Genomic DNA, 21168 nt, shown 5'->3' with positions numbered 1-21168 from the left:
GCTTGCCGTCGCTGGGGCTTCAGTCAGCCGCGGCGGCGGCGCGCAACGCGGCGGCCCTGTCTGCGCCGAGATAGCGGGTGATCGCACGTCGCATCAGGTACAGCAGCGGAATCAATGCGATCGCAAAACCCATCTTGTAGATGTAGTTCACGCTGCTGACGGCCAGGAACAGCGAGGTCGGCCAGTGCTGCGGGCCGAGCACGAAGGCGATCCAGATCACCACGAAACTGTCCACCACCTGCGAGACCGCGGTAGAGCCGGTCGCGCGCAGCCACACGTGGCGTTCGCCGGTGGCCTGGCGGATGCGATGGAACACCGCTACGTCGATCAGCTGGCCGAGCAGGAAGGCCACCAGCGAACCGGCGATGGTCCACATGCCCTGGCCGAACACCGCTGCGAATGCGGCCTGGTAGTCGGGCACGCCGTGACCGTTCATCGAGGTGACCCACCAGCTGGCCGGCGCCAGCGAAATGGCGGCGAAGGCGAACAGGAAGCCATAACCGATCAGCACCACGGCCAGCCACGAGATGAAGCGCACGCCACGCTTGCCGAAGAACTCGTTGATGGTGTCGGTCATGATGAACACCACCGGCCACAGCAGGGTGCCGGCGGTGAAGCTGAGCGAACCGGTCTGGCCGAACAGGTTCCAGTTCAGCGGATCGATGCCGAGGGTGTCTTCCAGGGCGAAGATCTTCACCCCGATCAGTTCGGCCAGTACCGCATTGCCGCAGAAGAACGCGGCCAGCACGATGAACAGCAGGACCGCGCGGTCCTGCAACGGGCGCTCGATCGGCGCCGCAGTCATTCGGCGCGGTCGCCGGCGCGGGTGAACGGTACGCTGGCGGGTGCCACGGCGCCGCCGGAAATGATGAAGCTCATGGCCTGGTCGACGGTCCAGTCGGTCGGGGTCAGCAGCTCGACCGGCACGATTTCCAGGTAGCCCGACGTCGGGTTCGGTGTGGTCGGCACGTAGACGGCGGCCAGTTCACGGTCGGTGCCGTGTTCCTTGATCACGCGGGTGACCAGCCCGACCGACTTCATGTCGCGGTGCGGAAAGTCGATCAGCACCACGCGCTGGGTGCTGCCCGGCTCGGTCTGCAGCATGTCCAGCAGTTTCTTGGCGCTGTCGTAGATGATGCTGGCCAGCGGAATGCGCTTGATGACCGCGCCGACCCAGCGCAGCAGGCGCTGGCCCAGCACGCGGCGGCTGGCGACGCCTACCGCCAGGATCACCAGCAGGGTGGCCAGCAGGGCGATGGTGTTCTGGATCCACTCGGCACGGACCCAGCCGAGGTAATGCGGGAAGCTGGTCGCGATCTGCTCGGAGAGCGGCACCACCAACGGGCTGGAAATGCCCGACAGCAGCACGAACACGAACTTGACCACGACCCAGGTCAGCCAGATCGGCAGCAGGGTGAGCAGGCCGGTCAGGAACAGGCGCTGCAGGGAGGGGCGGGGGACCAGGGCGGGGGCTTCGAGCGACATGGGCGCATTGTAGCGGTCGCGGCCGGTCGATTACGCTGGGGAAACGACTGCGGTAACGGCACATGGAAGGGAAGCTGTGTTGAAGATTCTGCGCGGACTGGGCTGGACCCTGGCAGGCCTGTTGCTGCTGGCCATGGTGGTGTGGTGCGCCTCGCGCATGTGGCCGGTGCCGGACGCGTGGCTGCAGGCCCAGCAGCGCTTGCAGGCCCGCCTGCCTGCCCACGGCCACAACGGCTTTGCGCTGCTGTGGACACTCGCGTTCGACGATCTCGATGCGCGCCAGCGCGGACAGGCGTTGGCCCGCGATGTGCAGCGTTGGGAGGCGGACCCGCGCGGCAGTGGCGGCGCCGGCCCGCAGCTGGCGGAGGACCACGACGAGCTGCGATCACGGCCGGCGGCCAGTTGCGGACCGACCGCCAGCGACTGCCTGGGCCAGGTGCGCGCCGATCCGCAGCGCTTCATCGATGCCCATGCTGGCCACCAGCAGCTGCATGCGCGACTGGACCAGCTGGCCGATGCGGACCACTTCGTGTCGCCGTTCCGGCCCACGGGCGATGGCATCCTGGTGCCGATGCCAACGTACGGCCTGTTGCTCGATGCCACCAGCGCACGCGCGCTGGCCTATGTGCAGGGCGATGTCGACGGTGCGCTGCGTGGCAGTTGCCGGGGGCTGCAGCTGGGCCGCAGGCTGGTGACGGGCGGCAGCTACCTGGTGGAGAGCATCATCGGTGCCAGCCTGGTGCAGGCCAACGCCCAGCTGCTGGCCGACATGCTGGTTGAACTGCCGGCCGACCATTCGTTGCCAGCGGAATGCGAGCAAGCGATGCAGCCGATGTTGGCTGCCGAACAGAGCCTGTGCCGGGCGATGCAGGGTGAGTACGCGATGAGCCGGGTCGCGATCGAAATCTCGGCGCAGGAATTCGGCGGTGTGCTGGTGCTGGATCGCCGCAGCACCCTGGCACGCGCGGCGGGCAATCTGGGTTGGGCCTGCGGCGCGGCGGCCATGGTGGCGCTGGAAGCGGATCGCCCGCTGCCGGTGCCAGCGCCGCCGCCGCATGACTTCGGCTGCCTGTCGAACATCATGGGATGCGTGCTGACCGATATCGCCGGCCCGGTCTATCCCGCCTATTCGTCACGGACCCAGGATGCCGCCGCGATGGTACGGCTGATCGGCGCGCAGCGCTGGCTGCGGCAGCAGGCGGAGGACCCGGTGGCGGCGCTGCCGCGCCTGCCTGCGCAATTCCGCTCCCCGGTGCGGGCACCGCAGTTGTCGGCCGATGGCCGCCGCCTGCAGGTGCCGCGGCGGTCACCGTCGCGTAGCAGCGAAGAGAGCCCATGGCTGTCGGTGCCGCTGGTGATGGAGGACGCCCCGGCTAGCGCTGCGCGCGACTGAGCAGCGGCTGCCAGCGGAAGGTGAAGGCGGTCGCGCCCATTGACCAGCGTCCCGCGCTGGCGAATGAAAACAGCGTATTTCCAGGGGGCTGCGTTGGATGCTGACGCCGCCATCTTCGAGCGGGCCGCTCATTACCGGATTGTCCCGGCGCGGTATCAGCCGCTGGTCCTGCACTGCCAGCGCATGCCCGGACGGGCGTGCGTGGGCTCGGAGGGCAGAGTGCCCAGCAGTGGGGCAAGCGGATTCGCGCGCATCGCAGCCTCCATGGCAGGAGGGAGGATAGCGCCCGCGTGCTGGATCAGCGTGCGTGCGGCTTCAATCGCAGGTAGACCTGCTTGCGTACCTGGGCGACCACGTCGCCGCTTTCGTCGACGACATCGTTGCTGAACCAGCGCAGCACCTTTTCGCCGCCAGCCGCTTCGGCACGCAGTTCATCCAGCAATGCATCGTCGATGCGGAACGAGGTGCGCACCGTGCCCCGCCCAGGCTTGAGGAAATCGATCGCACCGGCGCGGTCCCACACATAGTAGTCACGGCCGAGGATGTGCAGCAGGCCAAGCATCCAGAACGGATCGGTCATCGCGAACAGGCTGCCGCCGAAATGCGTACCCACGTAATTGCGGTTCCAGGGCCGCAGCCGAAGCTCCACGTCGATCTGCCGGTAATCGGGCGTGATCCGGGTGACGTGGATGCCGGTGAACAGGAACGGCGGCCAGAGGTTGATGCCGAAACGGAACAGGCGGGCGTTCATGCGGGTCAGAGGCGCGAGGCGAGGTGCCCAGTCTAACCATTCGTATGCGTATGTTGTACCCGGGGTGGGTCACGTCCCGCCGTCGATCACGTATCCATCGCGGCCGTTGGCCTTGGCCTGGTACAGGGCGGTGTCGGCGCCTTCCACGAAATGGTGTGGTTGCAGGTCACCGTCGGGCACGCGGGTGAATACACCGATGGTGAGGGTGACAGCGTCCTCGCTGCCATCGCCCGGCGCCGGCAGTGCTCGCACGCAGGCGATCAGGTCCTCGATCACCCGGCGCGCGCCCTCGGCCGGCGTATCCGGCAGCACCAGTGCGAACTCGTCGCCACCGTAGCGTGCCGCCATGTCGCGCGGGCGGCGGGCATGCGCGCCGATCAGGCGGGCGACATCGCGCAGCACGCGGTCGCCGACCTGATGCCCGTGACGATCGTTGTGGCGCTTGAAATGGTCAACGTCGATCAGCGCCAGGCTCAATGGCTTGCCACTGCGCCGCGCGGCATCGCATTCCTGTTGCAGTGACTGTTCGAAACGCAGACGGTTGCCGAGGCCGGTCAGGGCATCGCGGTTGGCCTGGCGATGCCAGGCCGAGATCCGCCACACCGCCCAGACCAGCAGTGCCAGCGCCACGCCCAGCATCGCGCTGGCCGGTGCCCACCACAGGTCTGCCGTGCGCAGCAGCAGCCAGCTCAGCAGCGGTGGCATCGGCAACGAGCACAACGCGGCGAGCCAGGGCAGGCGCAGGCCGAGCAGGATCACGCACAGCGCCACCAGCACGCCGCTGATGGCGTGCTGCCACGCGTGAGGCAGCACATCGATCTGCTTGTCCTGCAGCAGCATCGAGGTGATGTTGGCCTGGTATTCGCTGCCACTCATCCAGAATTCGCGGGTAGTCGGGGTCAGCAGGCGAGGCGCAATGCCGCTGGCTGTCATGCCGACCACGATGCGACGGCCATGCAGCATCGCCATGTCCACGTGGCCATCGAGCACGTCGGCATAGGACACCTGCGGCAGCCTCTCGGGCGGGCCGGCGTAGCGCACGCGAACGTAATCGTCGCGACGCCATTGATAGGGCGAGCCCAGTTCCGGGTCGGGATCGGGCAGGCCGCGTACCGCACCCGCAGGCAGGTCGGCCAGGGCCAGGCCGAGCGCCGGCCAATGCGGCTGGCCGATACCGGCATGCAGATAGACGCCGCGGGCGACGCCGTCACCATCCACCTCGACATCGGTGTGCCCGATCGCGGCGGCACTGGCGGCGATCTGCGGGATCGGCAGCATTTCCTCGGCCATGCGGTCGCCGGCTGCAGGCGCGGCCAGCACCGGCAGCACCACCCGGCCATTGCGCCGGATGGCGGCCGCAAGCGCGTCATCCTGGCGGCTGTCGCGACGGTCGGGTTCGGACAGCATCAGGTCCAGCGCGACGCGTTCGGCGCCAGCATCGGTCAGGCGGTCCAGCAGGCGAGCGTGCACCGAGCGCGGCCAGGGCCACTGGCCGATACGCTGCAGGCTGCCTTCGTCGATGGCCACGATCAGCACGCTCGGGTCCGGGCGGTAGTCCCAGTTGCCGACCAGCGCGTCATAGGCCGCCTCGTCCTGTCGCCACAGCCATTGGCCCTGGCTGGCCACGATGGTCAGCACGCCGGCCAGCAGGGCCAGCAGGATCCGCTTCGACCATGGCAAAGGCGAGCGCCTCACAACAACAACCAGAGCAGCAGGGCCCCGCCACCGGCGCCGTAGCACAGGCGGCATGGCAATGGGATCTGTTGGGCAGGAGAGAACTCGCCGGCGTGGCCGTCATCGTCGATGTACTGCACGCGTACGTGCAGGGTGCCGCTCCATGGGCGCTTGAAGCTCACCTGCGGCTGGGCCACGGTTTCATCGACCAGCGGGGCCTTGAAGTCGCCTCGACGATCCACCTGAACCCGGTAGCGCTGGCCTTCGCTGCCGGCCTGCCAGCGCAGGGTGAGCTCGCCATGCGCGGCCTCGGGGGGCTGCAGCGCCGGGTCCACCGGCTCATTGCTCAGCTGCAGCGGGAGGGCCTGGCCATAACGGCCCTGGTGGCCTTCGCCATCGCGCGAGGCAACGCGCCAGTAGTACTGGCCGGGCGGCAGCGGTTGCGCCAGGCGCAGGTCGGTCGCCTGGGTGGTCTGCTCCTGCAGCGGCTGCAGGAAGCTGGGTTCGGCGGCGATCTGCAGCACGCTGCTGCGCGCACCGGGGGCCTGGCTCCAGCGGAAACGCGGGCGGTCGCTGTTGATCGTCTGCCCATGCAGCGGCGATACGGTCAGCGGCGGCGGAGGCTGGTCACTGAGCTCGAAATCGGCGCTGGCATCCAGGCCTTCGACGCCTTGGATGTCGACCGCGCGCAGCAGGATGCGCAGCTGGCCGGGCGGCAGGTTGCCGATCGCCAGCCGGGTGTCGGCGGTGGTGGCGGCGAACAGCAGGATCTCCGGCGTTGCCGCCTGCACCACTTCCACCCGGTAGTGGTCGGCGCCATTGACCGGGTCCCAGGCCAGCACGGTTGGCAGTGGCGCCAGGCGCAGCTCGTCATTGCGCAGCACCGGCGCCGGCAGCAGTGCCGAGACTGTGGTAGGGGCAGCATCCACGCTGCTGCTGCGGGTGGCCTGGCCTGGCCGGACCAGGCGCTGGCCATGGGGATTGCCGACCTGCACCTTGCCCTGCAGGACCTCAGTGGCGCCGACGTGTCCGGCATCTCCGGCGCTGACCCGGAACACCGTGCCGCGCACGCTGCTGGTCGCGGTGGGCGCATCGATGATGTAACGCGAGGCCGGGCCGCGCGCCGGGGTCACCCGGTTGCTGGCCCGTCCCTGCTGCAGGCGCAGGCGGGTATCGACCATGCCGGTGTGGCCATAGCGGCTCAGCTGGTCCAGGCGCAGGCGTGAGTATTCGCGCAGCTGCAGGCGCGAGGCATCGGCGAATTCCAGGGTGATGCTGGAATCGCCCTCGGTTTCCACGGTGTCGCCGATATGCAGCTGCTCGCCGGCCTGGAGCGCACGGGTCGCGGTGCCATCGGCACCGGACAGCTCGACCTTGCCGCGCACGGACAGCACCCGTGCCGGCGCCGGCTCGGTGCGCAGCCAGCTGATCGGAAAGCGCAGCAGCTGGCCTGGCGGCAACTGGTAGGGGTTGTCGATGCGGTTGTGCTGCTGCAGCTGCTGCCAGCGTACCGAGGGTTTCAGGTACAGCCCACCCAGGTCCCACAGGGTGTCGCCGGGCCGGACCCGGTAGTTCCAGTCCTGGGCGCCGACGATGGCGGGCAGCAGGAAGAGGGCGCAGAGCAGGGCGCCCGTTAAACGCATGGCGAACGACAAAGAGCGGACGACGGTCACAGTTTGCAATCCCGGCAATGCGGGGGTGCAGCTGCAAGACCCCATGGCCCCGACCTCATCCCCCCGAACGGATCGTGGCGACCGCATGGCCGCCAGCGCGCGCATTATTGCCCGCGTTCAGTGCAGGGATTCTGAACGGAGCGGGATCCCGTTCAGAACAGCAGCGACGCCATCCTGCGGCGGTACTGGCCCACCAGGTCCTCGTCGGAGATCACATTGAAGGCGTCAATCAAGGCTTTGCGCGGCAGGCCTTCCGCGAATCCGCGGTCGATCCGCAGCATTTCCAGGAACTGGGCCAGCGCGGCCTCGTCATGGCCGCCGAGCAGCAGTTGCACGCCGCGCAGGTGGCGGGCCTTGAGATCCTTGCCATCAGCGGCGATGCGTGCCTCCAGCACCTCGGCCGCCGGGGCATCCTTCAGCGCGGCGGCGAAGGCCAGGCGGGCGCGGGCGCGCACGGCACGGTCGTCGGTGGCCAGATTGGCCGGCAGGCCGTCGATCAGGGTGCCGGCCTCGTCCACGCCGCCGATCTGCAGCAGGGCCAGGGCGAGGTCGAGCTTCAGCTCGTCCTTGTCGGGTTCGGCGGCGATCTGCGCGCGCAGTACGTCCACCTGCGCCTGCGGGTCCAGCGGGGCGTCATCCTCGGCGGCGGCGTTGCCGACATCGGCCGGCGCGATGCCGTGCTGGGCCAGGAACTCACGCAGCTGGCCTTCCGGAATGGCGCCGGGGAAGCCGTCCACCAGCTGGCCCCCCTTGACCAGGAACACGGTCGGCACCGAGCGGATCTGGAAGGCCGCAGCGATCTGCTGTTCCTTGTCGACATCGACCTTGGCCAGCTCGAAGGCACCGTTGTACTCGGCAGCCAGCTTTTCCAGCATCGGGCCCAGGGTCTTGCATGGCCCGCACCAGGTGGCCCAGAAGTCGACCAGCACCGGCGTCTGCAGCGACTTCTGCAGGACTTCGGCCTCGAAGGTCGCAGTGGTGGCGTCGAATACGTAGGTCGTCTCGGTCATGGGGGTGGCATCGCTTGGCATCTGGAGACCGATTCTATGGTGACGATCGATGTCGGTCTCAACCCTGCCATCACACGCGTGCGCCCGGGAGGGGGCGGGCCTGCAGGCCCGCCGTGACATCCTCAGGAGCGCGGCACGCAGTACAGCTCGTGGATCACCCACTTGCCGGAGCTGACCGGCTTGGTGGTCGAGGTGCGTCGGAAGTACTCGGCCTCGGCGGCCTGCAGGCCGGCAGCGCTGACGCTGCCCATCAGGGTGCTGCTGTTCTGCGCGGCACTGGCGGGGCCGACCTTGGCGTAGCAGTTGAAATCAGCGCCGTGGGCGGTGGTGGCCAGGCCCAGGCTGAGTGCGGCGGCGATGAGGATGCGTTGGATCACGGGGAACTCCCTGCATGGCGGGATTGCCATGCAGGGAGCATCGTGGGAGGAGAGAACCACGGACATCGAATTTCTCTGAAAATGCGCGGCGCTTGGCGCATCGCGTCGCTGCCGCGACAATGCCGGGGTCCATTCCTTTCCGGGTGATTGCGCGCAATGTCCGTGGTCCGGCTTGATCGTTGGTTGGGGCTGCTTGCTGCAGTCGTATTCGTCCTGGCCGTGGCCGGCTTCGGTGCCGGCCTGGACGGCTACGCGCAGGCCCGCCACCCGGTGGCGCTGCTGGGCGCGCAGGGCGTACCGCATGCGCTGGCCTTCAATCTGCTGGGTTTCGTGCTGTCCGGCCTACTGGCGGCGGCAGTGGCTGAACGCCTGCGTCGCAGTCTGCCGGCCACCGCCGGCTGGGCGCCACGGGTCGGCAGCCAGATGCTGCTGCTGGCCGGGCTGGCCTTTGCCGCGATGGGGCTGCTGCCCTTGGACGTGGACGACCTGCACGGGCCAGCCAGTCAGCTGCACGCCAGTGCCTGGATGATCTGGGTGCTGGGTTTCGTCGCCGGCACCGTGCTGCTGGGCGTGTCCCATCTGCGCCAGGCGCTTGGCCGTGCCTTCGGCGCATTGGCCCTGGCCTGCGGTGTGCTGGCCGCGCTGGCGGCGTTTGCCTTGCAGGGCACGCTGCCGGCGCCGATGGCACAACGCCTCGCGTTCGCCTGCTGGCTGGTCTGGCTGGCGGTGGCATTGCCGCTGTCGCGCCCGCGCTGAGACGCATTCCGTGGTGCCGGGGCGCCGGCGCGCCGCAGGCAGGATTGGAGACGTTTGCCGCACTGCGGTACGCTGTACCGCTTTGCCGCCGCATCCGCGTGTTCCATGACCAGCGCTGAAACCAACGCCTACGACCCGCAGCAGGTTGAATCCGCCGCCCAGCAGTACTGGGACGCCACCCGTGCCTTCGAAGTCGACGAGACCTCGGACAAGCCGAAGTACTACTGCCTGTCGATGCTCCCGTACCCGTCCGGTGCGCTGCACATGGGCCACGTACGCAACTACACGATCGGCGACGTGATCAGCCGCTACAAGCGCATGACCGGCCACAACGTGTTGCAGCCGATGGGCTGGGACGCGTTCGGCCTGCCGGCGGAAAACGCCGCGATCAAGAACAAGACCGCGCCGGCGGCCTGGACCTACAAGAACATCGAGCACATGCGCAGCCAGTTCAAGGCCATGGGCTATGCCGTTGACTGGTCGCGCGAGTTCGCCACCTGCCGTCCGGACTATTACGTCCACGAGCAGCGCATGTTCACCCGCCTGATGCGCAAGGGCCTGGCCTACCGCCGCAACGCCGTGGTGAACTGGGACCCGGTCGACCAGACCGTGCTGGCCAACGAGCAGGTCATCGACGGCCGCGGCTGGCGCTCCGGCGCCCTGGTCGAGAAGCGCGAGATCCCGCAGTGGTTCCTGCGCATCACCGATTACGCGCAGGAACTGCTGGATGGCCTGGACGAGCTGGACGGCTGGCCGGATTCGGTCAAGACCATGCAGCGCAACTGGATCGGCCGTTCCGAAGGCCTGGAAATCCAGTTCGACGTGCGCGATGTCGACGGCAGTGCGCTGGACCCGCTGCGCGTGTTCACCACCCGCCCGGACACGGTGATGGGCGTGACCTTCGTGTCGATCGCCGCCGAGCACCCGCTGGCGCTGCATGCGGCGAAGAACAACCCGGAACTGGCCGCAATGCTGGCCGACCTGAAGCAGGGCGGCGTGTCCGAGGCGGAACTGGAAACCCAGGAAAAGCGCGGCATGGACACCGGCCTGCGCGCGCTGCATCCGGTCACCGGCGAGCCGGTACCGGTGTGGGTCGCCAACTTCGTGCTGATGGGCTACGGCACCGGTGCGGTAATGGCCGTGCCGGGCCATGACCAGCGCGACAACGAAGTGGCCAACAAGTACGGCCTGCCGATCAGGCAGGTGATCGCGCTGAAGGATGCGCGCACCGAAGAAGAGCGCAACTGGGACGGCAGCCGCTGGCAGGACTGGTACAGCGACAAGAGCCGTGCCTTCGAGCTGGTCAACTCGGCCGAGTTCGACGGCCTGGACTTCCAGGGCGCCTTCGAAGCCCTGGCTGAACGATTCGAGCGCAAGGCCCAGGGCCAGCGCCGCGTCAACTACCGCCTGCGCGATTGGGGCGTCAGCCGCCAGCGTTACTGGGGCTGCCCGATTCCGGTGATCTACTGCGCCAAGTGCGGTGCGGTGCCGGTGCCGGAAGAACAGCTGCCGGTGGTGCTGCCGGAGGACGTGGCGTTCTCGGGTACCGGTTCGCCGATCAAGACCGACCCGGAATGGCGCAAGACCACCTGCCCGGAATGTGGCGGTGCGGCCGAGCGCGAGACCGACACCTTCGATACCTTCATGGAGTCGAGCTGGTACTACGCCCGCTACACCTCCCCGGGTGCCCGTGATGCGGTCGACAAGCGCGGCAACTACTGGCTGCCGGTGGACCAGTACATCGGTGGCATCGAGCACGCGATCCTGCACCTGATGTATTTCCGCTTCTACCACAAGCTGCTGCGCGACGCGCGGATGGTGGACAGCAACGAACCGGCGCGCAACCTGCTGTGCCAGGGCATGGTGATCGCCGAAACCTATTACCGCCCGAACCCGGATGGCTCGAAGGACTGGATCAACCCGGCCGATGTGGAAGTGCAGCGCGACGAGCGCGGCCGCATCACCGGCGCAACCCTGATCGCCGACGGCCAGCCGGTGGTGGTCGGCGGCACCGAGAAGATGTCCAAGTCGAAGAACAACGGCGTGGACCCGCAGGCGATGGTCGACAAGTACGGCGCTGATACCGTGCGCCTGTTCTCGATGTTCGCCGCGCCGCCGGAACAGTCGCTGGAGTGGAACGAAGCCGGCGTGGACGGCATGGCCCGCTTCCTGCGCCGCCTGTGGGCACAGGTGCAGAAGCATGCCGCCGACGGTGCCGCCCCGGCACTGGATGCCGCCGTGCTGGATGCCAACCAGAAGGCGCTGCGCCGCAAGACCCATGAAACCATCGGCAAGGTCGGTGACGACTATGGCCGCCGCCACAGCTTCAATACCGCGATCGCTGCGGTGATGGAGCTGATGAACGCGCTGGCCAAGTTCGAGGACGGCAGCGAGCAGGGCCGTGCGGTGCGCCAGGAAGCGCTGCAGGCCATCGTGCTGCTGCTCAACCCGATCACCCCGCACGCCAGCCATGCCCTGTGGCAGGTGCTGGGCCACGGCGAGACGCTGCTCGAAGACCAGCCGTTCCCGCAGGCCGACAGCAGCGCGCTGGTGCGCGATGCGCTGACCCTGGCGGTGCAGGTCAACGGCAAGCTGCGCGGCACCATCGAGGTGGCGGCCGATGCCGCGCGCGAGCAGGTCGAGGCGCTGGCACTGGCCGAACCCAACGCGGCCAAGTTCATGGAAGGCCTGACGGTGCGCAAGATCATCATCGTGCCGGGCAAGATCGTGAACATCGTCGCTGCCTGATGTCCCCCCGTACCGGTCACCCGCGCGGTGGCCGGTGCGTTTCCAGAAGCAGGGCCGGGTACCTGATGGCCCTGCATTCACGCGGCGTCGGGCACGCTGTGTGTTGCCGTGATCGCCCGGCTCCGCCAGACTGTCTCCATGACCCGAATCCTGCTTGCCCTCGTTCTTGTCCTCGGCCTCGCCGGCTGCGGCTTCCATCTGCGCAACAAGCTGATGCTGCCGACCGACACCGCCCCGGTGAAGGTGGTCTCCACCGCCCCGTACAGTGAACTGGTCAAGCTGCTCAACCGCAGCCTGCTGGCCTCCGGTGCCAAGCTGGCCGATGAGGACAGCAAGGGGCCCAGTACCCAGCTGCAGGTGCTGTCCGAGCGCTGGGGTGACCTGCCGATCGCCATCGACTCGCAGGGCCGCGCACAGGAATACAGCCTGCGCTACGCGGTGATCTTCATCTTCCGCCGCGAGGATGGCAGCGAACTGGTCCCGCAGCAGGTGATCGAACTGTCGCGCGACTACGTGTCGCCGCCGACCGACGCCACCGGTACCACCACCGAACGCGAAATCCTGGCCACGGAGCTGCGCCGGGAAATGTCCGCCTCGATCATCCGCCGCATCGACAGCGTGGTCCGCGCCGAGCTCGAGAAGGGTGGCAGCCTGTCCGCGCCGAAGGCCAAGCCGATCGAGGGTGCGGTGCCGGCCGAACCGGCCGCCGACGTCAAGCACTGAGCGGCAGCGGCGATGGAACTGCGTCCGGAGCAGCTGGCCAGCCAGGGCGCTGACACCGCGTTGGCGCCGGTCTACCTGATCGCAGGCCCGGAAACCCTGCGCGTGCTGGAGGCGGCAGATGCCATCCGCGCGCGCGCGCGGGCCTCGGGTATCGGCGAACGCGAAGTTTTCGACGCCGATGGGCGTGATTTCGACTGGAACCAGCTCGACGCCAGCTTCAATGCGCCCAGCCTGTTCAGCGCCCGCCGCCTGGTCGAGGTGCGCCTGCCCAGCGGCAAGCCGGGCAAGGACGGCGCCGAGGTGATCAGCCAGTTCTGCGCCAATCCGGCGCCGGACGTGGTGCTGATGATCACCGCCAATGAATGGAGCAAGGCCCATCAGGGCAAGTGGGCCGAGGCGGTCAGCCGCATCGGCGTGCTGTCGGTGGCCTGGGCGATCAAGCCGCACGAACTGCCGGACTGGATCGAGCGGCGCCTGCGCGGCAAGGGCCTGCGTGCCGACCCGGCCGCCGTGCAGCGCCTGGCCGAGCGGGTGGAGGGCAACCTGCTGGCCGCTGCCCAGGAAATCGACAAGCTGGCGCTGTTGGCCGATGGCCAGCCGCTGGATGTGGAGCGGATGGAATCGCTGGTGGCTGACGCCGCCCGCTACGACGTGTTCCGGCTGGTGGAGGCCACGTTCTCCGGCCAGCCGCCGGCCGTGCTGCGCATGCTGGCTGGCCTGCGCGGCGAAGGCGAGGCGGTGGCCGCACTGATGCCGATCGTGATCCGTGAACTGCTGGCCGGTGCGGCCCTGGCCCGCGTGCAGGCCCGTGGCGGCAACCTGGCCGCTGAAATGAAATCGCGTGGCATCTGGGAATCGCGGCAGGCGCCCTACAAGCGCGCGCTGCAGCGCCACCCGGAAAGCAAGCGCTGGGAACGCTTCGTGGCCGAAGCCGGTCTGGTCGACCGCATCGCCAAGGGACGGGCCGACGGCGATGCCTGGCTGGCGCTGGAGCGCCTGCTGGTGGCCGTGGCCGAACCGCGTGCCGTGCGCCTGCTGGCGCGGGTTTGAGCGATGAGCCTGCGGATCTATTACGGGGGCACCTTCGATCCGGTGCACCTGGGGCATCTGGCAATCGCGCGGGCCGCCCGGGACGAACTGCAGGTCGCTGTGCGCATGCTGCCGGCGGCCGATCCGCCGCACCGTGAGGTGCCCGGCGCCACCGCTGAGCAGCGCTGCAGCATGTTGTCGCTGGCCATCGGCGACGAGCCGGGCCTGCTGCTGGACCGCCGTGAGCTGGACCGTGCCGCACGCTTTCCCGGTCGTCCTTCCTACACCGTCGATACCCTGCGCGAGCTGCGTGGCGAGCTGGGCCCGAGCCGGCCGCTGGCCTGGCTGGTTGGCGCCGACAGCCTGCTGGGCCTGTCCGGCTGGCACGAATGGGAGGCCCTGTTCGGGCTGGCCCACTTCGTGGTGGCCGAACGGCCGGGCAGCCCGTTGCAGGCGTCGATCAATGGCGAGCTGGGGCGTGCCCTGCAAGGGCGCTGGGCCGACAACGAACAGGCCCTGTTCGCCAGCCCGGCCGGGCGCATCCTGCGCCTGCACCACCCGCTGCGTGAGGAGTCGGCAAGCGCCGTGCGCTCGCAGATCGCCGCCGGTGGCCCCTGGCGCGCCCTGCTGCCACCGGCCGTGGCCGACTATGTCGCTGCACACGGGCTGTACCGCCCGGCCACAGCGTGAATGGCGCGGCCGCGCCATCCCCGTATAATCGCCCCCACGTTTATCGAGTCGATCCACTTTGAGCAACCAGACCCAGCCCCAGACCATCAAGGTCGATCTGCCCAGCCCGCCGCCGTCCGTGCCGGAACTGCTGGCCAGCGTCCGCCAAGCCACCGAAGACCTGAAGGCCAAGGACCTGGTCGAGATCGACGTACGCGGCCGGTCCAGCGTTGCCGACTACATGATCGTCGTTTCGGGCACCTCGACCCGCCACGTCAAGTCGATCGCCGATGAAGTCGTGCGCTTCGCCAAGAACATCGACGTGATGCCGCTGGGTGTTGAAGGCGAGCGCGAAGCCGAGTGGGTGCTGGTCGATCTGGGCGACGTGATCGTCCACGTGATGCTGCCGCGCGTGCGTGAGTTCTACGCCCTGGAGCGCCTGTGGACCGTCGGCGACCAGCCGCCGTCCAGCGACGACGAAGTGGCCTGAGCCGCACGTTGATGCATCCCTTCGACGGCGCCGATGGCGCCGTCGGCGTTTTGGAGAACCGCTGATGAAAGCTCGCCTGATCGCCACCGGTGAACGTGCGCCCAGCTGGGTCGCGCAGGGCTTCGCCGAATACCAGAAGCGGCTGTCGCACTGGCTGCCGTTCGAGCTGGTGGAAATCGAGCCCGGCCTGCGCGGCAAGGGGCGTGATCCGCGCCGCGCCACTGAAGATGAAGGCAAGCGGGTCATCGCTGCGCTGCCGAAGAACGCCTATGTGGTGGCACTGGATGTGCCGGGGCGACAGCTGAGTTCGGAACAGCTTGCACAGCGCCTGGAGCATTGGCGCGGGCAGGGCCGCGACCTGGCGTTCCTGATCGGTGGCCCGGAAGGGCATTCGCCGGACGTGTCCGCACTGGCCGATGAGACGTGGTCGATCGGACCGCTGACGCTGCCGCACATGCTGGTGCGCCTGGTGGTAGCCGAGCAGTTGTATCGGGCCGCCGCAATGATTGCCAATCACCCCTACCATCGCGCGTGAAGAGTGGTTATACTGGTCGTCTGCCCGAATAGCTCAGCCGGTTAGAGCACTTGACTGTTAATCAGGGGGTCGTTGGTTCGAGTCCAACTTCGGGCGCCACCTTGAGAAACCTGCATCGCGAGATGCAGGTTTTTTTTTGCCTTGTTGTAGAGCCGAGCCCATGTTCGGCTGGTTCATCCGCAGCAGCCGAGCATGGCTTGGCTACAGTGTCAGTGTTCCTCGCCAGAACGCCACCAGCGTGGCGATCGCCACCGCCAGGATCGCGCTGAACAGTACCCACTCCCAGCGGGTGAACACCCGCTCGCCGCGTTGGTGCCGGGTCAGTGCGAACAGCACTACACCGGGCACGTACAGCAGCACCGACAACAACAGATTGTCCAGCCCGCCGGCATACACCAGCCACAGCGCATACGCACTGGCCAGCAGTGCCACCCCGAAATCACGCCAGCGTACGCGCGGTTCGCCAACGTAGGCCTGCCCGCGCCAGGCCAACTGCACGCCGAACGCGGTGGACAGGAAATAGGGCACCAGGCTCATCGATGCGGCCAGCAGCACCAGCCCGGTGTAGCTGCCTGCATTGACCAGCACCAGCAGCAGGAACAGCTGGATCAGGCAGTTGCTCAACCAGAGTGCATTGGCCGGCACGCCGCGCGCATTCTCGCGGCCGAGGAAGGCCGGCATGGTGCCGTCACCTGCGGCGGCATACAGCACTTCGGCGCACAGCAGCACCCAGGCCAGCAGCGCACCGAGAACGGAGATGATCGAGCCGATGATGATCACCGTCGCGCCCCATTCGCCGACAACGGCGCGCAGCACATAGGCCATCGACGGATTGGGCAGTCCGGCCAGTTCCGCCTGCGACAGCATGCCCATCGACAACAGGCTGACCAGCACCAGCAGCAGCCACACACCGAGGAAGCCGATCACCGTGGCGCGACCCACGTCGGCGCGGCGTGCGGCGCGCCGCGAATAGATGCTGGCGCCCTCGATGCCGATGAACACCCACACGGTTACCAGCATCATGCCGCGCAGCTGCTGGCCAAGGTCGCCGAGCGCAGGCGTGCCGAGGAAACCGGCGCGGAACACGTCCATGCGGAACGCGCCGGCGGCCAGGATCAGGAACAGTGCGATCGGCAGCAGCTTGGCCACGGTCACCAGGCCGTTGACGATGGCGGCAGTGCGCAGGCCACGCAGCACCAACAGGTGCACGGTCCACAACAGCAATGACGATGCGGCCACGGCGGCCGGGGTATTGCCTTCCCCGAAGATGGGCATGAAGTGGCCGGGGCCACTGAAGATCAGCACGAAGAAGCTGGCGTTGCCGAGCACCGAGGCAACCCAGTAACCCCATGCCGCGGAAAAGCCGATGTAGTTGCCGAAGCCTTCCCGCGCGTATGCGTAGATGCCGGTGTCCAGGTCCGGCCGGCGGTTGGCCAGGGCCTGGAACACGAAGGCCAGCATCAGCATGCCGGCGCCACTCAGGGCCCAACCCATCAATGCAGCGGCCGGGCCGGCGCTGCGCGCAACGTTCTGCGGCAGTGAAAAGATGCCGGCGCCGACCATCGAGCCGACTACCAGTGCAGTCAACGCGGGCAGGCCGAGACGGTGGTTGGACGAGGGCATGCTTTGGTTCCCTTGCGGTCATCCCATCGGCCTTTTGGCCGGGCAGTGCAGCAGTTGCATTCGGGTCATCGATCTTATCCATCTCATCGGGTGCGATGGAAGGTTGGCATAGTCGGCTTCCCTCCATGAGCGCGCACCCCATGACCAAATCGCGGGCCTTTCTCACTCCCGATGGAACCGAGTACGTTACGGCGCAGGCTGTGGGCCACCGTCGCAACAGGGACTATGCGGGAGAACCCACGGGAGATCGCTATTTCTCAACGCACCGTGCAGGCCAGCGGCGCCCAGTGAAGCACGTGATGAAGGGGCGGTCGTGGTACTTCGCATATATCGACGGTGCGAAGGGCGGAGCGGCAGCGGGAGGCGAATCGCTGCAGCATCTGTTGTTCAAGGAGGCTTTCAGTCGGCTGGATCATGTGCAGCTGTCCCTTTCGCTTCCTACCAGAAAAGGGCCTCGTCGCTGGCGTGAATCGAGAATCTCGATCTCCCGGGTGGAGCAGGAGTGGCAGGTGCCGGGAAGGGGCGATTATCGGGCAGATTTGTATGTCGAGTTCACCAGCGAGGATGATCTGGGTTCCAAGTGGGACGGGAAGTTCCTGCTTGAGGTCAGGCGCTCACATGCTGTGGATGCTGCAAAACAGGATGGCCTCCGGCAACTGGGCATTGCAGTGATCGAAGTGGATATCGGCAGGGTGCCGATCTACGGCTATACCATTCCCGAGGACGAAACCAGTGATGCGGAGGAAGCTCGATACCTCGAAAGAATCAAGCGCTTGCTGGAAAGCGAGCGTGGATTCCTGCAGGCGATGGTCCTCAGCAATCCCAGCAGCAACGATTATCTGGAGGCGCTGGTGCGCAGCCAGCAAAAGGACCTGCAGGCGGCGAGCGGGCGGGAAGCCTTGCTGCAGTCCGAGGTGGCAGGGGCGAGCGCACGCAGTCTTGCACTGGAAGAGAGCCATGGCAGGTTATCTGCCCAGTTGAAGCAGAGCGAGGAGCTGCTTGCCGGCATGCAGAAAGTCGCTGCTGATCTGAGAAAGGAGAAGTTGACGTTGCAGAAGGTGCTGCAGTCCGCTCGTGATGATCTCAATTCGGAGGTGGCCGAACGGCGTCTGTACCAGCGTTGCTTCTGGGGCCTCACCACCGCTGCGGTGCTGCTGATCTGCTGGATGTGCTGGCTATGGTTGTTCGGCTGACGCTGGCTCGACAATGCCGGGTGGCATTGAAAATGCAGAGGCCCGGGTGTTGGCCCGGGCCTTTGCAAGTGACGCTGCTGCAGGATTACTTGAAGGTGTACTTGGCACCCACGGTGAAATAACGGCCCAGTGCACCGGAGAAGTGCATCGGGTTGTAGTTCACGCCGCCGTAGGTGGTCGGATCGAGCGGTGCGATGCGGTCGAACACGTTGGCCACCGAGGCATTGAGCTCGAAGGCGTCGGTGATGTTCCAGCGGCCGGACAGATCGAAGGTGGTGAACGAAGAGATCTTCGTCACCGGCGTGCCATCCTCGTAGAACGCCTGGTAGTCGCCACCACGCTTGTCGGTGTTGTCCATCTTGCTGATGTAGTTGGCAACACCGCTCACGCTCCACGCACCCTGCTTCCAGGTGGTGCCGAAGTTGATCTTGTCCTTCGGCGTGCCGATGCAGTTGGTCACGTCGCAGTTGCCGTGCGTGCCGGCATAGTCGACGGTCTCACCGTCTTCGGTACGCTCGAACTTCAGGATGTGGCTCCACTGCAGGTCCAGCTCCAGCTGGCCCGGGCCGATATCGAAGGTCTGGCGGATATCGGTATCGATACCGCGAACGCGCGACGAGCTGGCATTCACGTAGCCGGTGTTGACGGCCAGGATGCTGCCGGAGTTGGGCACGCCACCGATGTTGTTGGAATCACGCAGCACGTTGCCGGCCAGGATGGCTGCCGCGGTGTTGCCCTGTACGATCTCGTTGGTGCGCTTGATCTGCCAGGCATCGACGGTCATCGAGGTGGTCGAGGTCGGCTGCAGCACCAGGCCCACCGAGTAGCTCTTGGACTCTTCCGGCTTCAGGTCCTTGTTCGGGCGGGTGATGATCGCAATCGAGCGCGGCGTGCACTCGTCGGCATCGATGGCGCAACGCACCGGATCGCGGGCGTTGGAGAAGGCGGCCAGGCCACCGTCACCGTTCTCGGCCGGATTCGGCGCACGGAAGCCCTCGGCGTAGCTGGCGCGCAGCGCGATCCAGTCGGCCGGGGTCCACTTCACACCCAGCTTCGGCGTGGCCTTGCCTTCACCGCTTTCGTACTTGTCATAACGCACCGCGCCGGACAGTTCCAGCTGTTCCAGCACCGGCGCCGACAGTTCGACGTAGCCGGCGTACACGTTCTGCGTGCCGTCGTAGGCCGAGTAGCCCAGGCCGATGATGTCACCCTGGTCGGTGTAGGTCTGCGGGGTCAGGCTGTTGCTGGTCTTGCGCCACTCGGTACCGATGGCCAGGCCCAGCGGGCCACCCTTGAGGTCGGCCAGGCTGCGTGACACGGTGAAGTCGAACATGTCCAGGCTGGACTTGGCGCGCGCACTGATCGTCGGCGAGATGTAGTCGTACAGCGCCTGCGAGTTCAGGTTGGCGTTGTCACCGATGCGCCACGTACCACCTGCGCAGTTCGGGTTGCCCAGCGCGCACAGCACCGAGCTGTAACGCAGGAAGCCGGTGCGCTTGTTGACCAGGTCGGTGCCCGAATGCAGGTAGGCGGTGTCGTAGCTCCAGTCGCCCCAGTTGCCCTTGGCGCCGACCAGGAAACGGTTGAACTCGTTGGTGTTGTTGGTCACCCGCGGGCCGACATCCCACGCGCTGTAGCGCAGGCGCGCCGCATACGGCAGCGGGTTGTCCGGATGCCCGGCATAGAGCATCGTCGCGCCGTCACCGCTGCTGGCGTTCTTCGGGCCGCCGGGGAAGCCCCAGCCACCGGACACGCTGGAAGGGGTATTGCTGAAGATGGTTTCCTTCTTCGAGTAGCCGATCTCGGTGTAGATCTCGCCACCTTCGCCGAAGGCGAACGTGGCGCGGCCGAACACGTTGATGTACTTCTCTTCCGGGGTCAGGTCGCGATACTGCTGCGCAGGATCCCACAGGCAGCCCTGGGCCGCCGAAGAGGCTTCGGTCTGGCCCGGAATGGTGCTCAGGTTGGCGCAGCCCGGCAGGGCGACCAGGTGCGGCGACGGCGAGTCATTGTTGAACACCGAGCCGTTCGGGCCGACGCCGCCGTTGGTGCGGCCGCTGAGGTAGGGGCCGCCGAGGAACTGCGCATCGGTGGCGTCATAGCCCCACGGGCGCGTATCGCCGGTACCGATCCACTTGCGGTTCCTGCGGTCGCTGATCTTGATCGCATCGGACTTGCCGACGTCCAGGCTGAAGAACGCGTTCCAGCCATCCTTGGACAGGTCGCCGGTACCGGCGGTCAGGGTGGCCTTCTTGGTATCGCCGTCGCTGTCACCGGACAGGCCGTAGGACGCGCGCAGGATCGCACCCTGGAAGTCGTTGCGCAGGATGATGTTGACCACACCCGCGATGGCGTCGGAGCCATAGATCGCCGAGGCGCCATCCTTGAGCACTTCCACGCGCTCGACGGCATCGAGCGGGATGGTGCTGAGGTCGGTGAACACCTTCTGGCCGTCGTCGGCCAGGCCATAGGTCGCCATGCGGCGGCCGTTCAACAGCACCAGCGTCGAGCCCGCGCCCAGGCCGCGCAGCGAGATGCCGGCGCCACCGCCGGCGAAACCGTTGCCGAAGGTCTTGGGAATCGAGCCGGCGCCATCGGCGGTGATGGTCTGCAGGTACTCGGCCAGCGTGGTCTTGCCACTGCGGTCGATTTCCTGGCGGCTCACCACCTGTACCGGGGAGGGCGTCTCGGTGTTGGTGCGGGGGATGTTGGAGCCGGTGACCGTGATGCGGTCGAGGTTGGTGGCTTGTTCCTGCGCGAAGGCGGAGGAGGAAGCGACGGCGCCGGCCAGCAGCAGGGCGCCGCCGGTGAGGATGTGGGTGATGGACGATGCCAGGGTGCTGCGGCGGCTGGCGGGCCGTTGGATCGGGTGTTTCACAGCTTCTCTCCTAACTGGAAAACCGTAGCGTTGAGGGCTGTCGCCGGATCGATACCGGGACATGCCAATCTAGGTTTCCAGCAGGTGACGAAGTCGTGAATTTTTGCTTAATCGGTAACGCTTGGCCCGCGCCTGTCCGCGGTCTCGGCGGCTGAAGGCAG

The 21168-nt window shown here is 67.1% G+C and carries 18 protein-coding genes and 1 tRNA gene; 10 read left to right on the top strand and 9 right to left on the bottom strand.

The features are described 5' to 3' along the window. Positions 1–19 precede the first annotated feature (19 nt). Complete coding sequence (locus ACYKG1_RS15325) at positions 20–805, bottom strand: queuosine precursor transporter (protein WP_100473532.1); 786 nt, start codon at positions 803–805, stop codon at positions 20–22. Then, the gene (locus ACYKG1_RS15320; protein WP_100473531.1) at positions 802–1485 is read right to left on the bottom strand and encodes a DUF502 domain-containing protein; all 684 of its coding nucleotides are present in this window, start codon (positions 1483–1485) and stop codon (positions 802–804) included. The genes ACYKG1_RS15325 and ACYKG1_RS15320 overlap by 4 nt, the downstream gene beginning before the upstream one ends. Positions 1486–1561: 76 nt before the next feature. On the opposite strand from ACYKG1_RS15320, the gene ACYKG1_RS15315 reads away from it, so the two are divergent. After that, positions 1562–2878, top strand: coding sequence for a hypothetical protein (locus ACYKG1_RS15315; RefSeq protein ID WP_262228057.1), 1317 nt, complete (start codon positions 1562–1564; stop codon positions 2876–2878). Between the two features lie 298 nt (positions 2879–3176). Here the strand turns inward: ACYKG1_RS15315 and ACYKG1_RS15310 are convergent, their stop codons facing one another. The 5 genes from ACYKG1_RS15310 to ACYKG1_RS15290 all read right to left on the bottom strand — a co-directional run bounded on the left by ACYKG1_RS15310 (position 3177) and on the right by ACYKG1_RS15290 (position 8363). Next, a complete protein-coding gene (locus ACYKG1_RS15310) occupies positions 3177–3629 on the bottom strand; it encodes a DUF4442 domain-containing protein (RefSeq protein WP_262084404.1) in 453 nt (150 codons plus the stop codon). 69 nt (positions 3630–3698) lie between these two features. Beyond that, positions 3699–5324, bottom strand: a complete 1626-nt coding sequence (locus ACYKG1_RS15305; RefSeq protein ID WP_100473528.1) for a CHASE2 domain-containing protein — start codon at positions 5322–5324, stop codon at positions 3699–3701. Next, positions 5321–7021: a FecR family protein gene (locus ACYKG1_RS15300; RefSeq protein WP_478470851.1), complete on the bottom strand. Its 1701-nt coding sequence runs from the start codon at positions 7019–7021 to the stop codon at positions 5321–5323. The genes ACYKG1_RS15305 and ACYKG1_RS15300 overlap by 4 nt, the downstream gene beginning before the upstream one ends. 107 nt (positions 7022–7128) lie before the next feature. After that, positions 7129–7986 (bottom strand): thioredoxin, encoded by an 858-nt coding sequence (trxA, locus tag ACYKG1_RS15295; RefSeq protein WP_478470850.1) that lies wholly within the window; start codon positions 7984–7986, stop codon positions 7129–7131. Positions 7987–8108: 122 nt separating this feature from the next. Further along, on the bottom strand, positions 8109–8363 hold the full coding sequence (locus ACYKG1_RS15290; protein WP_100473525.1) for a hypothetical protein: 255 nt from the start codon (positions 8361–8363) through the stop codon (positions 8109–8111). Between the two features lie 156 nt (positions 8364–8519). Here ACYKG1_RS15290 and ACYKG1_RS15285 point away from each other — a divergent pair, with 156 nt between their 5' ends. From ACYKG1_RS15285 to ACYKG1_RS15250, 8 genes are all read left to right on the top strand, one after another. Further along, complete coding sequence (locus tag ACYKG1_RS15285) at positions 8520–9119, top strand: DUF998 domain-containing protein (RefSeq protein WP_478470849.1); 600 nt, start codon at positions 8520–8522, stop codon at positions 9117–9119. Between the two features lie 105 nt (positions 9120–9224). Continuing rightward, positions 9225–11867 (top strand): leucine--tRNA ligase, encoded by a 2643-nt coding sequence (gene leuS / locus ACYKG1_RS15280; RefSeq protein ID WP_262084407.1) that lies wholly within the window; start codon positions 9225–9227, stop codon positions 11865–11867. 138 nt (positions 11868–12005) lie between these two features. After that, entirely contained in the window at positions 12006–12590 is a 585-nt protein-coding gene (locus tag ACYKG1_RS15275) for an LPS-assembly lipoprotein LptE (protein WP_100473523.1), read from the top strand. A gap of 12 nt (positions 12591–12602) precedes the next feature. Next, positions 12603–13640 (top strand): DNA polymerase III subunit delta, encoded by a 1038-nt coding sequence (gene holA / locus ACYKG1_RS15270; RefSeq protein ID WP_100473522.1) that lies wholly within the window; start codon positions 12603–12605, stop codon positions 13638–13640. Positions 13641–13643: 3 nt separating this feature from the next. After that, positions 13644–14309 carry a nicotinate-nucleotide adenylyltransferase gene (gene nadD, locus ACYKG1_RS15265; protein WP_100473521.1) on the top strand — a complete coding sequence of 222 codons (666 nt, stop codon included), beginning with the start codon at positions 13644–13646 and terminating at the stop codon, positions 14307–14309. Between the two features lie 58 nt (positions 14310–14367). Further along, positions 14368–14778, top strand: a complete 411-nt coding sequence (gene rsfS, locus ACYKG1_RS15260) for a ribosome silencing factor (RefSeq protein ID WP_005418109.1) — start codon at positions 14368–14370, stop codon at positions 14776–14778. Positions 14779–14842: 64 nt separating this feature from the next. Beyond that, the gene (gene rlmH / locus ACYKG1_RS15255) at positions 14843–15313 is read left to right on the top strand and encodes a 23S rRNA (pseudouridine(1915)-N(3))-methyltransferase RlmH (RefSeq protein ID WP_100473520.1); all 471 of its coding nucleotides are present in this window, start codon (positions 14843–14845) and stop codon (positions 15311–15313) included. Positions 15314–15335: 22 nt separating this feature from the next. Next, positions 15336–15412, top strand: a tRNA-Asn gene (locus tag ACYKG1_RS15250). Positions 15413–15514: 102 nt separating this feature from the next. Here the strand turns inward: ACYKG1_RS15250 and ACYKG1_RS15245 are convergent. Beyond that, positions 15515–16936 (bottom strand): basic amino acid/polyamine antiporter, encoded by a 1422-nt coding sequence (locus ACYKG1_RS15245; protein WP_478470848.1) that lies wholly within the window; start codon positions 16934–16936, stop codon positions 15515–15517. Between the two features lie 140 nt (positions 16937–17076). On the opposite strand from ACYKG1_RS15245, the gene ACYKG1_RS15240 reads away from it, so the two are divergent. Further along, complete coding sequence (locus tag ACYKG1_RS15240; protein WP_262084410.1) at positions 17077–18129, top strand: hypothetical protein; 1053 nt, start codon at positions 17077–17079, stop codon at positions 18127–18129. 85 nt (positions 18130–18214) lie between these two features. Here the strand turns inward: ACYKG1_RS15240 and ACYKG1_RS15235 are convergent, their stop codons facing one another. After that, complete coding sequence (locus tag ACYKG1_RS15235) at positions 18215–21007, bottom strand: TonB-dependent receptor (RefSeq protein ID WP_478470847.1); 2793 nt, start codon at positions 21005–21007, stop codon at positions 18215–18217. Positions 21008–21168: the final 161 nt, after the last annotated feature.

Source organism: Stenotrophomonas sp. 85239_Sma, assembly GCF_056481725.1.
Note: the sequence above shows the minus strand (reverse complement) of the source record. Positions and strands in the feature narration are given on the sequence as shown.